Genomic DNA, 15151 nt, shown 5'->3' with positions numbered 1-15151 from the left:
GGATAAAAGCTAAATATTTTACGCGAACGGATAACTATCCAAACAGACGTTGCAAAACAGATAATGGGTAAATATAAGTCTTTAATTACAAATAGATAGGCTGTATCTGGTTTGTTCCGGTAGCGAAAAAAAGCGTGTGCCAATAGCCGTATAGCCGAGAGCTACAGGATATTAACAAAAAGAGGGCTAGGTAATTGAATCGAAATTCAACCGACGATAATTACCTTGAAATGTTAGGCATACTGGCACGAGACAATCCTTTACTATGGCGCGAGTGAGCAAATCGTGCTCACCTTTTTCAATGAGTGCACAATATAACTATTCGTTCTTAATAAAAGAGTCAGGAGTCACATTATTTATAAAATAACGGTTTAATAAAATAACTTAACCGTAGGGTGTCACACTTCGTGCTGCAACAGGTTTGCAGTACGCTGTTTTTATTTGAGATGTAACCGATTTCAGTGGTAAGGCGGGAGAGCAGGGACGAGAAGGCGCGGGACGAGTTTAAAGGGGCGAGTAAGAGCGAAAGCGGGTCTGAATACGGATCTATGGCTCTGAGGCCCTATGGGAAAAGCAAGAGCGAAATCGCTTGCATCCATGAAGGGATCTGAAATCTTGCATGCAGGACCACAGGACCATTGCTCTTTCTTGCCCCGCTCTTACTCGAAACTCGCTGACTCGCCCCTCGTCCCTGCTCTTCTTCGCACCTTTGTCGGCTTATTTACCTCTAATACAGCATTGTTTGCTACCTTGAGATGAGCAATAGGCATATTGAACGCTTTCATTGGACAAGGAGATGTTATGGACATGGATTGGGTAAGCGGCATTTTGCGGTTTGACTCGTTTTTTGCGGTGACGATTGGGATATTGGTGCTGTTTGTGGGGCGGCAGCTAAACCAACAGTTCGCGCCACTGAAAGAATTCAGTATTCCTGAACCCGTGACCGGTGGGATCCTGTTTTCGGTGCTGATTGCCGTCGTGTACGCGGTGTCAGGGATCGCGATTGAATTTAACCTGATCGCACGGGATGTGCTGTTGGTGTACTTCTTTACCACCATCGGTATTAACGCCAGTTTGCGCGATTTGCTAAAAGGGGGCTTACCGCTGTTCATCCTGCTCGCGATCACTATCGGGTACATGCTGGTGCAGAACCTGACCGGGATAGGCATTGCGGGGCTTTTTGAGTTGGATGGCCCGGTGGGGTTGCTGGGGGGCAGTGTCTCACTGATTGGTGGTCACGGTACCGCGATTGCGTGGGCACCGCGGATTGCTGAGAACTTTGCTATTAGCAATGCAATGGAAATTGGGGTGGCCTGTGCCACCTTCGGGTTGATTTTAGCCAGTTTGATGGGCGGCCCGATCGCCAAGTTCTTGATCACCCGTTACGATTTAAAACCGGAACAGAAAGAAGCCTTGGATGTCGGGGTCGCGGACGAGACGGACAACGGAAACATCACCGGCTTTGACTTTCTCGATGCCGTATTTGCGATTCATATCTGCGTGATTGTCGGCTATATCTTCAATGAATTGGTCGCCAGCGCCGGTTTGCAGTTGCCTTTGTTTGTGACCTGCTTGTTCGCTGGGATTGTGATGACCAATCTTATCCACGGAACGGGCATTCGCCGTATCACGGGGACACGCTGGCCAGCGCGTAAACCGGCAGTGGCATTAATCGCCGATATCTCACTGGGCACCTTTTTGGCCATGTCGCTCATGAGTATGCAGTTATGGACGTTGATTGATTTAGCGGGACCGATTTTTGCCATTCTAGCGGCGCAGTTTGTGGTCGCGGTGGCGGTGAACTTGTTTATCGTCTTTCCGGCGATGGGGAAAAACTACGATGCGGCCGTGATCTGTGCGGGCTTTGGCGGGATTTCCTTGGGCTCAACGCCGACGGCAATGGCTAATATGTCAGCGGTCTCGCAGCGTTACGGGAATTCGCACTTGGCGTTTATCGTGGTGCCTTTGGTGTGCGCCTTCTTTATCGATTTGGCGAATGCGTTAATCATTCCGTATTTTCTGTCTTACTTTTAGTTAGCGCGCAGGTACGGGTGTTATCGGCCGTGCGAGGCAGTGAACATGCCTCGCATTGGGCCTGTCCCATCAACCATGCCGAAAAGCGATAACGGTGTTTGGCAAAAATGCGGTAACACACGTCTGCGACGCCACGGATCAGCGGCCAGCGTAGCATCTGGATCCAGCGTTTCTGTCCGACACTGCGCCATGCAAGTGCGGTGACATCCAGCCCCAGTAATAACACGCCGTCTTCGCGGACACCGTGCAGAATGGTGCTGGCTTTTTCCGGGCAAATCGTGGGGAAGCGTTGGGTAAAATCAGGTTGGCCTATCTCCTCAAACTGTAACCTTCCTTGGTGATCGGCACGTTGCAGCTGTTGCATTTCAGCTACACACAGCGGGCAGCGGCCATCGTAAAAAATGGTGAGCGTCACAGTGTTATCCTTTTCGAGGAGAGGTGTTGTCAGTATTAACGTGCACATTGAATGTGTCGATCATTTCAGCAGACTTTTATTTGTCGTGGCATACCGGCTGTTTTTATTGACGGCTTGTTTATTTATCCCTCAGAGGTATCCATCTGTCGCCGCTATCCTTTATCATGATGGGAGCAAAGACACGACAGCCAAGCAGTAATGAGGTAGCCGGATGGAAAAAATGGTGTTGGTGGAAGATGACACCAAGCTGTGTGAGCTTTTAGCGGCGTATTTTCGCCAGCAGCAATTTGATGTGACCACCGTTTTTGATGGCGCGCAGGCGCAGGCCGTGATTGAAGCGATTCAACCGGATGTGGTGATTTTGGATTTGATGTTGCCGGGAATGGATGGTTTAAGTGTGTGCCGCCAGATCAGAGACACGTTTTTCGGCAAAATTTTGATGTTAACTGCGAGTGATGACGATATCGATCACGTCGCGAGTTTGGAACTTGGGGCGGATGATTTCGTCTGCAAACCGATCAAACCGCGTGTGCTGTTAGCGCGAGTGCGCATGCTGTTACGCCGCCAGTCTCGCGTTGCAGAGGGCGCTCCGACCGTTGAAGCACATGAGCAAGACCCCCCTCAGTTTGAACGCCAATACGGTGCGTTGGTGATCAACCAGCGATTGCGCGCGTGTGATGTGGCTGGCAAGGCCATCAACCTGACCGACAGCGAATTTAATTTATTATGGTTACTGGCTTGCCGACCAGATGAAGTGCTTACGCGCGAATACTTGGTGATGGCCACGCGCGGTATTCAATATGACGGCCTAGACCGTACCATCGATAATAAGATCGTGACGCTCCGCAAAAAGCTAGGGGACAACCCGACACTGCCACGCAAGATCATTACGGTGCGCGGCAAAGGCTATTTATTTGTGCCTGATCGCTGGTGATGGACGCCAATAGGCATAGGAGAGGCCGATGAAACGCCTGTATCTTGAATTTTTCTTAGGCTTATCCGGCCTTTTTTTGCTGTGTGTGGTGGCCTTTGCGTCTGCGGTGCACACCCTCGCCCCGGATTATGAAGGGGAAGTGGAAATGGGGTATGTGTCCGGTGTGGTGTCTATATTAGAGGATGTGAAAGCCCAGCGCGGGCTGTCGGTGGCAGATAAACTGTTAACGGGCTTTGCTAAGCGTAATAGCTTAATTCTTACCCCCATGACTTGGGATGATCCGGCGTTGACCGCGAACGTGGTGAGAAAGCTGCAGCGTGACGGGGTTGCCTATCAGCGTGATAACCATTTTTGGCTGACCTATGGTGACCGCCAGCAGGTGTATTACCTCGCCCCTGATGAAACGGCGTCGATTTGGCAGCATGCCGAGACACAACTGGTGATCCTATGGCTGTCATTCTTGTTCACATTTGCCCTCTACAGCGCCTTGATGATCCGCCTGCTGGCACGCCGTTTTAATCAGTTAGAACGCGCGACCTTGGCCTTCGCAGAAGGGGATTTTCATGCCCGCGCCTCTGAGCATCCTCGGGATCGTCTTGGGCGGCTCAATCTGCGTTTTAACCACATGGCCGATAAAATTGGTGCCTTGATTGCCAGTCATAAACAGTTATCTAACGCCATCGCGCATGAATTGCGTACCCCTATTTTTCGCGTGCAATGCCAATTGGATTTGCTTGAAACGTCAGATCTCTCTTCTCAGCAGCAAAGTTATATTGCGGGTATTCATGATGATATGGATGAATTGGAAGCGTTGATTGAAGAGTTGCTGTATTACGCCAAGATGGAGCGTTCCTCGTTATCCGCGGGGATCATGCTGTCATTGAAAACGGTCGATGTGGCCGAGTTGTTGGATCACACCGTCAGCCAATGCCAAAAATCACTGGTGACACAACCGGCAGATGGTATGGTGCCGAGCGTGAATTTGACGTGCCCTTCGCCGTGTTTGTGGGTGCTGGATGCGCACCATATCTCACGGGCGGTGTCGAACCTGATCCGCAATGCCAGCCGTTATGCTGATAGTGAAATTACCGTGACGGTGGAAAGGCAAGCCGGTGCGTTGGTGATCCAAATTGATGATGATGGGTGTGGCATTCCGGCGTCTGAACGAGAGAACGTGCTGCAACCGTTTTATCGGGTCAACAGTGCGCGTGATCGTCAGTCTGGCGGCCATGGGTTAGGGTTGTCGATTGTCAGCCAAATCGTCAGTTTGCACCGTGGTCAGTTAGTGATCACTGACAGTGAAAGCGGCGGGACACGGGTTATCATGACCTTGCCTGAGTAACTTGCATCCGCAGAGCGTGGCGCGCTACACTCCGCGCATTCTGAGCGAGTGGTGTGAGGGAGTGGCGGGTGTCACGGTTTGATTATAATTTACTGAATGTATTGGATGTGTTGCTGGAAGAGCAAAGTGTCACGGCAGCAGCAGCACGTTTACACCTTAGCCAGTCGGCGGTGAGTAAGCAGCTTGCGAAATTGCGTGAGGTGTTTAATGATCCGCTGTTTGAGCGAACATCCCACGGTTTGCGTCCTACGCCCCGCGCGAAACAACTGGCGCCAGAATTGCGAAAAGTGTTACAGGGGCTAGAGCACTTTACCCGCCCCAGCCATTTTGAGCCCCATGACAGTGAGCGGATATTTCACCTGCATATGGTGGAAACCGCGTATTCATTAACGTACCCCTACTTTATGCCCGCGGTGCTGAGCGAAGCACCGAAAGTGAGCATTAACGCGAAAACATGGCGACGGGACAGTTTAGATCAGCTGCTGCGCTGTGAAATTGATATGGCGATAAGTTGCTGGGAATGGGATCCACGCTCGAAATGGCATATTGGGAATATTCCCGACGCGTTAAACTATGTTGAGTTAGTGCGTGATCACGCCATTTGTTTGGTGCGAAATGATCACCCTTTGCTGCAAGAGCCGTGGAATATTGAAACCTTTCTGAAGTACCGCCATTTGCAGGTGGTGTTTGGCGGCATTGATCAATGGCTGCTGGATGATGTGCTGGATCTGCAACACCTGAAACGCGATATCGCGGTCAATTTAACCGATTTCCAATCTGCGATGGATTTGTGTGAGCACAGCGATCTGATCCTTTGCGCCCCCGCGAAATACATCGACTATATGATTGGTAACCACGCGTTAAAACGTATCGATGTGCCGATTGATATGCACTCTGGTTGCTACGTATTGATGTGGCATAAGCACTTTGATTTTGACCACAGCCACCGCTGGTTCCGTGAATTGATCATCAACCAAGTCCGCGGCCCTCAGCCGTTGCGTTTACCGGCTTGATAGGCGGCCTGTTAAGATAGTGACGCCAAGGCAGGTAAAAGCGGGCTACCCGCAGCAGCAAATACCCACTCGTTACGCCACCAGACAGCCACATCGCGCTGTCTGTGCCCATCTGCAGGATGAGTGCAATAACGATCGTGCACAGTGATATCCACGCGGCACGCCACAAGGTGTCGATGTCATAGCCGACCCAAGCGGCCAGCGAGGTCTGACGATAACGCCGTTTTAACCCCAATAATCCTATGCCATACAACAGCGGGATCATGCTCATTAAGGGTAATGGCCAGCCGGAATATAATGTGCTGCCAATGACCCCTTTGCCGATGACGGTGTAGGTCATCGCTAGCGCATGGGGCGCATCAAACGGCAATATCCAAGAAAGTGCAAAGCAGGCTAACCCGACGACGTAGAGGAGGGAGCCAACAAATAATACCCCCCACACGGGAATACCTACCGCCAAATGCGCAATCGGCATGAGTGTCATGGCATGCATACACCACGTCAGTGGTGCTACCGAACGAGACACCACGGCGGTGTACGACTGTCCGTTTTCAGGCTTTTGGGTTATCGATGGCATGGTATTACCTCCCATTGAGGTCGCGGGGGAATATTCAGTATGCGCTTATTATTTACATTGTTGTTATGTTATTTATTGATTTGTTGATAAATATCAAAAAGATATTCCTTGTGCTGCCGATATAGAGATAGAACCGACTAATGAGTTGATATGCATAGAGATATTGCTTTGACACGGCGTGAAACGTGTATAAGATGGCGACCATTTTCTGCAAGATGATATATTCCCAATAATGCGAGATGCCTATTGGGAATATATCATTCGGGCTCTCCTCAACCACACAAACTGGGCTATAGGGCGGTGTTGGGCTGTCTTTTTTAAGGGATTATCAGCGTTATGTTTGGATTTACCTTTTTCAAGAAAACTGAAGATCACGCGCCGCTGTTGGCGCAGCAAGCAGAAGAAATTGCGCAGTTAAAATCCGCATTAGCACTGGCGCAAGGTGAGTGTGGGCAATTACAGTCGGTGGCAGCAGATGCGGATCAAGATCTGCGCACTCAGCGACTCTATTTGGACAGTTTACTGAGTTCGCTGTCACCCATTGAGCATATCCGTACCCATATCGCCATGGCGGCGGATCATTTGAAAGTGCATTTAGACCAGCATGTGGCAGAAAATCGCGACGGTATCGCGATACTAGAAAGCTTTCGCCAAACGCTGCAAGGTCTGATTGTGCAGATCAACCGCAGTGGAGACTCGCTGGATACCCTACGTCTGAGTGCAGACGACATTAGCCGGTTTGTGATCACCATTAATCGTGTGTCAGAGCAGACCAACTTGCTCGCATTGAATGCTGCGATTGAGGCTGCCCGTGCTGGCGATTATGGCCGTGGTTTTTCCGTGGTGGCTGATGAAGTACGTAAATTGGCATTGAGTGCCAGTGAGGCGGCAGGACAGATTGAAAGTGGTGTGAGCGCCATTAGCAATAATACGCAGGAGTGTCACCAAGGTGCGGAATACATTGAAGCGCAGTGTGCCATTTTGCATGACAAAATTACCGAGTTGGTCGACATTGTCACCACTTTGCTGCACAACACAGATATGCTGTATAACCTGGTGGATCAAAGCTATTCCGCGATTTTCCTGCGCCTTGTGCAGTTGGATCACGTGGTGTGGAAAATCGCCATTTATCAAAAAATTCGTGACCGTGATTTTGCCGATGGCAGTGTGGCGGGGCATCAGCAGTGCCGTTTGGGGCAATGGTATTATCAGGGGCGGGGTAAACACTTGTTTTCACAGTGTCCGTCTTATCAACAATTAGAAACCCCGCATGCGCAAGTCCATAACTATGGCAAGCAAGCGTTGCAGGCTTATGCGCAGGGCAATGAAGCCCAAGGCGTAAAATATATCGCGATGATGGAGCGTGCGGCCGATACGGTGATCCTTTTGCTCAATGAGTTAGAAGGGGAAATCGCACAAGCAAAAATGCAGTAAGCGTGGAACGCGAATGTGAGGAAAGCTTTCCTCTTACGGTCACTTCGTATTACTCTATATAGATAGAAATATAATTAAGTGATGTAGATAGCGTTGAAAAAGAGCATGAAAAAAACCGCTTTTGCCCTGAGTTTACTGCTGATGCCGACCCTGAGTGCATGGGCGGCGACAGACAGCACGCCCGTGACGTTTCAAGCCATCCCACAGGTGATGGTGGCGTTTGAGGGCGCGCAGGAATACCGAAAGAAAGCGGTAACGTTTGGACGTTTGGCCCACAAGGCCGAACTCGGACGTAGCCTGCCGACCTATGTGGCTGGCAAAGACGGTAAACCGACGCTGGAAACGGAAAATACCATCACAGAAGACGTGGTGATTGCCCGTGCGCCCAAACCGGTCAGTGGGGCGGTTTACAATGAATGGTTAGTCCCGAAAACCACATGGCGGGATACGTACGGTGATCTGCCTATGTTTGATACCTTTATGCCGTTTAAGCGGGTTAAAACCATTAAGGCAATCCCGATCACTCCAGAACTGTTGACCTTGTTGGGTAGCCAAGACGGTGAAACGGCCGTGATAGCCGTAGAGTGGAATGCGCAAGGGATGACGGTGTATAAAGACGGGTATCTAGCAGAGAGTGGCTATGGTATCGCGCCTGCTGAAATGAAAGACACCTATGAAGCGGTTGACGAGTAAGGAAGCGGTCGACGAGTAAGCCGGTTGACGAGTGCGAAAGACACAGAGAAAGAATGAAAAAAGAAAATGGCCATGGTGAAAACCATGGCCATTTTTATTAGCCCAACTGTACCATGAAGAATGGCACTTTGCTGGGGTCAGCCCTACTTGCCTTCAGGGATAACTTGGCCATTTTCATCAATGGCTTGTACGTCGAAGTGGTACTCCACACACTTCTCATAATCACCTTGGAACAAGGCGTTGTAAGCGTACTGGTAAGGTACTAGCTTACACATAAAGCTCTTGTTGCCAGGGGTATTGGCGTTGTAGCCCCAATCTTTGTCCCATGTGATCATCAGCGCGCCAGCACCATCGGTGTTGAATGGTTTCATGTTGGCACAGCCTAATTTCTCACCCGAGATATCCAGACCCAGCTCTTTCGAGATCAACTGGTAGTAGTCGATACGGTTTTGCGCGCGGAAGTCTTCACTGCCCTTGTTACATTCAAATGCACCGTTGATGATTTGAATGGTTGCACCGAAGCCCAACTCAATACCAGCGGCCTTGTCGGCGGCGTTAGGCTGCCAAGTACCATCGATCACGTGCAGCATGCTTGGTTTCGGCGGCTGTGGGTACACATAGAAGAAGACGGCAGACGCCAAGTTCAACCACGTGTCAGCAACCAACGATGGGTTTTCTAGCAGTACGCTCTTATCGCCAAACATGGCTTCAGAGAACGGCCCGTAGTTGTAGTTCCAGCTTAGCTGCTTAGCACCACGACCAAAGTAGCTCTTATTGGTCGCACATGGCCAACGTTCACCTTGCCATTCGGTACACTTGCTGTAGGTCATGTCCTGAACGTTTTCGTCCTTGTACATTTCACGCAAGTAATACAGGCCTTGACGCCAGCGCGGTACACCTTGGCTGACTTCCCAGTTTGGCGCATTTGCCCCGGTTTCTTGAACGAAGTGGGCAAACATGGTCGCGAGCGAGCGGCGACAGATGTCGTCAGAGTTACGGCCATCGGTGTAAGTTCGACAGAATGCCGGGAACTTGGCGATAGACTGTAAGAAACGGGTATAGGTGTATTGTTCGTTACGTAGTGGGAAGAGGAACTCCCACGTCGCTTCATCCACGATCATCTCAGCACGCTGAACGTTGTCAGGGTTGCTGGATTTCAATGGCGCAACCGCTTCTACAATCGCATTGTCACGGGTTTCGATATCAGAACGTACAGACTTAAATAGATCCGTGTTGGTCTGGCTGAACTCGTAAGCCGTTAGTTCTGCTCGTGGCATGAGGTAGCCGCCGTTACCATCAGGAATGATAGTAAAGTCACCCGGTGTTGGATCTGGGTCTGGCGTTGGATCGGGATCGGGGTCCGGATTTGGGTTCGGATCAGGATCAGGGTCAGGTGTTGGACCAGGACCTGCTGGGCAGTCTACGACACTCCAGAACCAGCTGCTGGATGATGGCGATTCCCACAAACCTGGATTATTGCGTGCTTCGTAGCAAACGTTCTCAAAAATCACAACATCACCGTTTTTAACGGTGGTTTGGCCTGGTACCCATGGCGTAGCGGTGGTTGGGTCAGGGTCTGGTGTTGGATCGGGATCCGGCGTTGGATCTGGGTCAGGTGTCGGATCAGGATCCGGCGTTGGGTCCGGGTCAGGTGTTGGATCCGGATCTGGCGTTACGCCAGTACATTCTGCGCTGTTCCAGAACCAGCTACCGGCTTTCGGGGTTTCCCATGTGCCCGGGCTGTTTTTCGCCTCGAAACACTTCGTTTGGAAAATCACGATGTCACCGTTGCTCACTTTGGTCTGACCGGCCACCCATTCAATGGGGGCAGTCGCCGCATGAAGCTGACCACTGAAGGTATTGGCAAGCGCCAACCCGACCAGTAAGCCAAGTTCTTTCTTAGAGAAAGAAATTTGCATGGCGTTCATTCCTTTGATGTTGTGATATTGAAATTGACCAACTCATTATTAGACGATATTTCCCGTCTCACAGCGTTGTGATCAGCCACTTCGAGATTATTCACGAACATCTTTTTTCTTTGCGGCGCTGAACATGGGTAACTATGTGCTCGGTCACAAAATGCTCAGAACCACCAGATTGAGCGCAAGGAAAAGTCAGCGCATCACTCTGAGGGGCCGTGATACCCACCATATGCCTTTATTGTTACTGCTACGTAAAAGTCATTTAAGTTTTGATGGGATTATCATTTGATTTCGTATCAATATAATGTGCCACATCAAATCCCGCAGTCATTGTGGGCTTTCAAATGAATCTGATACGTGGCTTAGCGATAGACAGCGGCGTGAGCAAGGTGGGACATACGATGTCGAATATTATTGTTGTAGGTGGTGGTGCGGCGGGTCTTGAGTTGGTGACGCGCTTGGGGCGCAGTGTAGGCCGTCGAGATGCACATACTATCACTTTGGTGGAACCGTCATCTCATCATTACTGGAAACCGCGTTTGCATGAGATTGCTGCGGGTACATTTGATAACGAATTGGATGCCGTGAGCTATCTGCAACACGCTGCCTGCAATGGCTACCAGTATATTCAGGCGTCCATGACAGGGTTAGATCGTGAAGCGAAAACCCTGACCATTAATCATGTGGCGAACGGTACTGAAACGCTGAACTACGATTACCTTGTACTGGCGGTGGGGGCGGTGAGCAATGATTTCAAAACCCCAGGCGTGAGCGAGCACTGCTTGTTTCTTGATTCTGCGGAACAGGCGCAAACGGCATGGCAGCAAATTAACCCGTTGCTGCGTACCGAAGGTGAGCACCGTCTGTCGATTGTTGGCGCGGGTGCAACCGGGGTAGAGCTCGCAGCAGAGTTGGCAAAAGTGAGCGATAAACTGCAACGTTATCGTCATGGCGCATCACTCTCGATCACACTGATTGAAGCGGCGGACCGTGTATTGCCAGCAAGCCCTGCTTGTATGTCTGAAAAAGTACAGCGCAAGTTGGAACAACAAGGTGTGACGGTATTAACGAACACCCGTATTCAACGTGCGGAATTAGGCCGATTGATCACGGCGGATGATCAGGTACTGGCGGCAGATCTGCAAATTTGGGCGGCTGGTATTAAATGTGCTGACTGGTTAACACAGCTTGATGGCCTTGAAACCAACCGTATTAATCAGCTCAAAGTGTATGACACGCTGCAAACGACAGTTGATAACGCGATTTTCGTGATGGGCGATAGTGCTGAATGCCCACAACCGGACGGTTCATTTGTGCCACCGCGTGCGCAAGCGGCGAATCAGGCGGCAGGGCATTTGGCCGCTCAATTTAAACGTCTGCTGAAAGGCAAAACGTTGAAGCCGTTTATCTTTAATGATGGCGGTATGGTGGTGGCGCTTGGTCATGATTACGCCGTGGGTGCCTTAATGCATGACAAGCTCGTGTTGCGCGGCCGCTTAGTTCGCAATTTGTATGACACGATCTTCCGTTTACACCAACGTATTTTATTTGGTTGGGGGCGTGTGACGGCCTTGGTGATGCTAAAGCGGATCAAATGCTTGTTGAATCCGTACTACAAAGGCAACCAGTCTTAAGTCTTGGACTCGCTTCATTCCTATATATAGCAAAATTTAATAATGATAACGGGTGGCACGTGTGTGTCACCCGATCCTGTTTTTTCTGATGGAACCGCGCTTATGTGGCAAAACGTTATGTGGCAAAAACTGCGTCGCTCTTTACCTCTTCAACTTCTGCTGGCTGCTGCCAGTGCCTGGTTGTTTGCCTCTCTTTTGTCGTGGGTGGCTGCACCAACTGCATTAACGCACGATGCGTTGAGTCAGCAAGGCTGGTATCAATTGTTGATGCTGGGCAAAACCAGTTATATCGGCTTGTTGAAAATGGTGGTGGGCGTGATGGTGTTGCTGTCACTGATTGAAGGGATCACCAACATCGGCTCGACGGTTCGATTGAAAACATTGGGTGGCCGGACAATCGTGTTCTATACCATGACGACCCTGATCGCCATTAGCTTAGGCTTGGGGGCTTCGTTATTGTTGCCGCCTTGGCAACCCTTGATGCAATCGGTGCCAGTGTCAGACGGTGTGACACTGATCAGCGAAGATGCCGCTAACGGTGGCGCGATTGTCAGCAAAATCTTCAGCATGGCGTTAGTGAACCCCGTTGCGGCGATTGCCAATGGTAACTTGCTGGCCATTGTGGTGTTCGCCTTCATGATGGGCATTTCACTGCTGGTGGCCTTACCGGAAAAGCATCCGTTGTTTGAGGTGATTAACGGCCTGAATAAAGGCATCAATACCTTGGTACACGGCATTGTGCGTCTGTCACCGTTGGCCATTTTTGCCATTATCTTTGAGTTTTCACTGACTGGCGGCGAAGCCTTGTTTGGTCAGTTGGCGATGTTTGCTTTGCTGGTATTTGTACTGACCCTGTTTCACGGTGTGGTGGTATTGCCAAGTATCGCAAAAATCGCAACGGGCATCAGTCCGATTACACTCTTTAAAGCCATTTCTGCCCCGCTAGCGATGGCGTTTGCGACCTCTTCCAGTGCCGCAACCTTGCCTTTAGCGATGCAAGCCGCAGAGGAAAAACTGGGTGTCTCGCCGTCAACCAGCAGCATGGTATTGCCATTAGGCTCCGTGATGAACATGGACGGTACCGCACTGTTTGAAGGTGTGGCCGCGATTTTCTTGGCGCAGTTGTTCGGGATCGATTTAACGACTACCGGGCTGGTGATGATCTTCATCATGGCGATGGTGTCGTCAGTGGGCGCACCGGGTATGCCATCAGGCTCGATGTCGGGCATGCAGTTGGTATTGCTGGCCGCAGGTATTCCACTGGAAGCCATTGCGATCTTGTTGATCATTGAACGCCCGCTGGATACCTTCCGTACCGCCGTGAACGTGGAGGGGGATTTGATCGCCGCGCTGGTGGTGGATAAGTGGCAAGGGAAAGCGAGTTAATGATTTAAAGAGATAATAAAGGGCGGCTGTGATTTAACATACTGCCGCTCTATCCCGCCACAGACGCCATATCGTCAGCACATTCACACTCATCAACAAGGCTTCTAACGCGGTACCGCCGATGGAGCCGATGATGAAGTTGTTAGCCAACCAACACGCCCCGCCGACCAAAAACGCGAAACGCATGACAATGCCTTGTAAACAGAACAACGCGTACGTACCGATGGTGGTGCCAAAAATCGGCAGCATATCCGCAGGCGTGTCTGCTACCCAATAACCCATCAACGCTCCCGCGAGCATAAATCCGTAAGCAACACGGTGTGAACGCGTATACAGAGAAACACTGGTACGCAGCAGCGAAAGCAAAGCACTGGCACAGGCCGCGACCGCACCGAGTAGGGCAAAGTGTACTGCATGATTGAGGGTCAGCAGCAACATCAGCATTTTTAAGCGGCGATCATTTTTCTGATAAAACGTCAGTACCCCCAGAACGAAACTGAGATAACCAAACAGTTGTGCCCCAGAGAAAAATTGCGCGGTGATGTCATTGAACAGCATGAGGGGTATCCTGATATATAAACAGAAAGCATGACGCACGAATAATACGTGCTAATTAAATGGTTGATGCCGATGAAATAATAACGTAATTGCTCAGAAATAAAAAAGGGTGCTGATAACAGCACCCAAATGGGATATTCAAGAAAGGAGTTTATTATTATTTCAGTGTTAATTTATTAGCGGCCAAGCTAAATTAACGAAGATCCTGCATTGCCACGTGGTCCATGTCATTGAACACTTGGTTCTCACCGACCATGCCCCAGATAAAGGTGTAAGCAGAGGTGCCGACGCCAGAGTGAATTGACCAGCTTGGTGAAATCACAGCTTGTTCATTGCGGACAATGATATGACGCGTTTCTGTTGGCTCACCCATCATGTGGAACACGTTCGTGTTCTCAGTCATGTTGAAGTATAGGTACACTTCCATGCGACGCTCGTGCGTGTGGCATGGCATGGTGTTCCATAGGCTACCTTCATGCAATTGTGTCAGACCCATTACCAACTGGCACGTTGGCAACACGTCAGGCACGATGTATTTGTTGATAGTACGTACGTTAGATTCCGCCGCTGTGCCCAATGTCACTGGCGAAGCTTCTTCTTGTGTGATTTTCTTGGTTGGGTAGGTCATGTGCGCAGGGGCAGAGTTAAAGTAAAACTTCGCTGGGCACGCCGCGTCAACACTGCGGAATACCACTTCTTTAGCGCCCATACCCACGTACAGTGCTTCACGGTGATTGATCTCATAATCCACACCATCAACGTGGATCACGCCTGCACCACCAATGTTAATAAAACCAATTTCACGACGCTCAAGGAAAGAACTCACACCCAGTGTTTTGCCGTAGTCAGCCGCCAATTCCAGACCGGTTTCAACCGGCATGATGCCGCCGAAAATGATGCGGTCAATGTGGCTGTAGGTCATGGTGATAGCATCTGCGGTGAAGATCTCTTCAACCAGAAACTCTTCACGCAGGCCAGTAGTATCAAGTTGTTTGGCGTGATTGCTATGGATGGATTGTCTTACGTTCATCATTCTTTTCTCACTTTCGCATTCTGCTGTTGTTATGCGGTGGTGCATAACCGATGCCTACATCATAGCCGAGAAGTATCGTGTAAATAAATTTTTGAAACGCAGTTTCACTACTCCCGTCACAAAATTTCAATTATCACATTCAAAATTCAAAACCACGTTTCATATTTTATATTCAA

General features: G+C 50.1%; 13 protein-coding genes. 8 read left to right on the top strand and 5 right to left on the bottom strand.

The genetic code is table 11. The annotated features are described in order from the left end of the window. Window positions 1-807: 807 nt before the first annotated feature. A complete protein-coding gene (gene gltS, locus L4C36_RS18740; RefSeq protein WP_428479328.1) occupies window positions 808-2034 on the top strand; it encodes a sodium/glutamate symporter in 1227 nt (408 codons plus the stop codon). Here gltS and L4C36_RS18735 read toward each other — a convergent pair. After that, window positions 2006-2449, bottom strand: coding sequence for a thiol-disulfide oxidoreductase DCC family protein (locus L4C36_RS18735; protein WP_428479324.1), 444 nt, complete (start codon window positions 2447-2449; stop codon window positions 2006-2008). The genes gltS and L4C36_RS18735 overlap by 29 nt on opposite strands. Window positions 2450-2660: 211 nt before the next feature. Between L4C36_RS18735 and L4C36_RS18730 the strand changes: the two genes are divergently transcribed. The 3 genes from L4C36_RS18730 to L4C36_RS18720 all read left to right on the top strand — a co-directional run bounded on the left by L4C36_RS18730 (window position 2661) and on the right by L4C36_RS18720 (window position 5738). Next, the gene (locus L4C36_RS18730; protein ID WP_428479323.1) at window positions 2661-3383 is read left to right on the top strand and encodes a response regulator; all 723 of its coding nucleotides are present in this window, start codon (window positions 2661-2663) and stop codon (window positions 3381-3383) included. A 28-nt stretch (window positions 3384-3411) separates the two neighbouring features. Further along, entirely contained in the window at window positions 3412-4725 is a 1314-nt protein-coding gene (locus tag L4C36_RS18725; protein ID WP_428479322.1) for an ATP-binding protein, read from the top strand. A 68-nt stretch (window positions 4726-4793) separates the two neighbouring features. After that, window positions 4794-5738, top strand: a complete 945-nt coding sequence (locus L4C36_RS18720; protein WP_428479321.1) for a LysR family transcriptional regulator — start codon at window positions 4794-4796, stop codon at window positions 5736-5738. Here the strand turns inward: L4C36_RS18720 and L4C36_RS18715 are convergent. Beyond that, window positions 5695-6315 (bottom strand): hypothetical protein, encoded by a 621-nt coding sequence (locus L4C36_RS18715; RefSeq protein ID WP_428479320.1) that lies wholly within the window; start codon window positions 6313-6315, stop codon window positions 5695-5697. The genes L4C36_RS18720 and L4C36_RS18715 overlap by 44 nt on opposite strands. A 336-nt stretch (window positions 6316-6651) precedes the next feature. On the opposite strand from L4C36_RS18715, the gene L4C36_RS18710 reads away from it, so the two are divergent. Next, complete coding sequence (locus tag L4C36_RS18710; RefSeq protein WP_428479319.1) at window positions 6652-7749, top strand: methyl-accepting chemotaxis protein; 1098 nt, start codon at window positions 6652-6654, stop codon at window positions 7747-7749. Window positions 7750-7842: 93 nt separating this feature from the next. Then, window positions 7843-8442 (top strand): hypothetical protein, encoded by a 600-nt coding sequence (locus L4C36_RS18705; RefSeq protein ID WP_428479318.1) that lies wholly within the window; start codon window positions 7843-7845, stop codon window positions 8440-8442. A gap of 143 nt (window positions 8443-8585) precedes the next feature. On the opposite strand, the gene L4C36_RS18700 is transcribed toward L4C36_RS18705, so the two are convergent. Beyond that, window positions 8586-10361, bottom strand: coding sequence for a chitinase (locus L4C36_RS18700; protein WP_428479317.1), 1776 nt, complete (start codon window positions 10359-10361; stop codon window positions 8586-8588). Between the two features lie 404 nt (window positions 10362-10765). On the opposite strand from L4C36_RS18700, the gene L4C36_RS18695 reads away from it, so the two are divergent. Beyond that, window positions 10766-11998: an NAD(P)/FAD-dependent oxidoreductase gene (locus L4C36_RS18695; RefSeq protein WP_428479327.1), complete on the top strand. Its 1233-nt coding sequence runs from the start codon at window positions 10766-10768 to the stop codon at window positions 11996-11998. Window positions 11999-12115: 117 nt separating this feature from the next. Then, window positions 12116-13384, top strand: coding sequence for a dicarboxylate/amino acid:cation symporter (locus L4C36_RS18690; protein WP_428479326.1), 1269 nt, complete (start codon window positions 12116-12118; stop codon window positions 13382-13384). A gap of 33 nt (window positions 13385-13417) precedes the next feature. On the opposite strand, the gene L4C36_RS18685 is transcribed toward L4C36_RS18690, so the two are convergent. Further along, window positions 13418-13942 carry a YgjV family protein gene (locus L4C36_RS18685; protein WP_428479316.1) on the bottom strand — a complete coding sequence of 175 codons (525 nt, stop codon included), beginning with the start codon at window positions 13940-13942 and terminating at the stop codon, window positions 13418-13420. 193 nt (window positions 13943-14135) lie between these two features. Further along, the gene (gene kduI, locus L4C36_RS18680; protein WP_428479325.1) at window positions 14136-14972 is read right to left on the bottom strand and encodes a 5-dehydro-4-deoxy-D-glucuronate isomerase; all 837 of its coding nucleotides are present in this window, start codon (window positions 14970-14972) and stop codon (window positions 14136-14138) included. Window positions 14973-15151 lie beyond the last annotated feature (179 nt).

The sequence above is a fragment of the Photobacterium japonica genome (assembly GCF_050337005.1).
In the GTDB taxonomy this organism is placed as follows: Bacteria; Pseudomonadota; Gammaproteobacteria; order Enterobacterales; family Vibrionaceae; genus Photobacterium; species Photobacterium japonica.
This window is presented reverse-complemented; position numbering and strand designations above follow the sequence as displayed.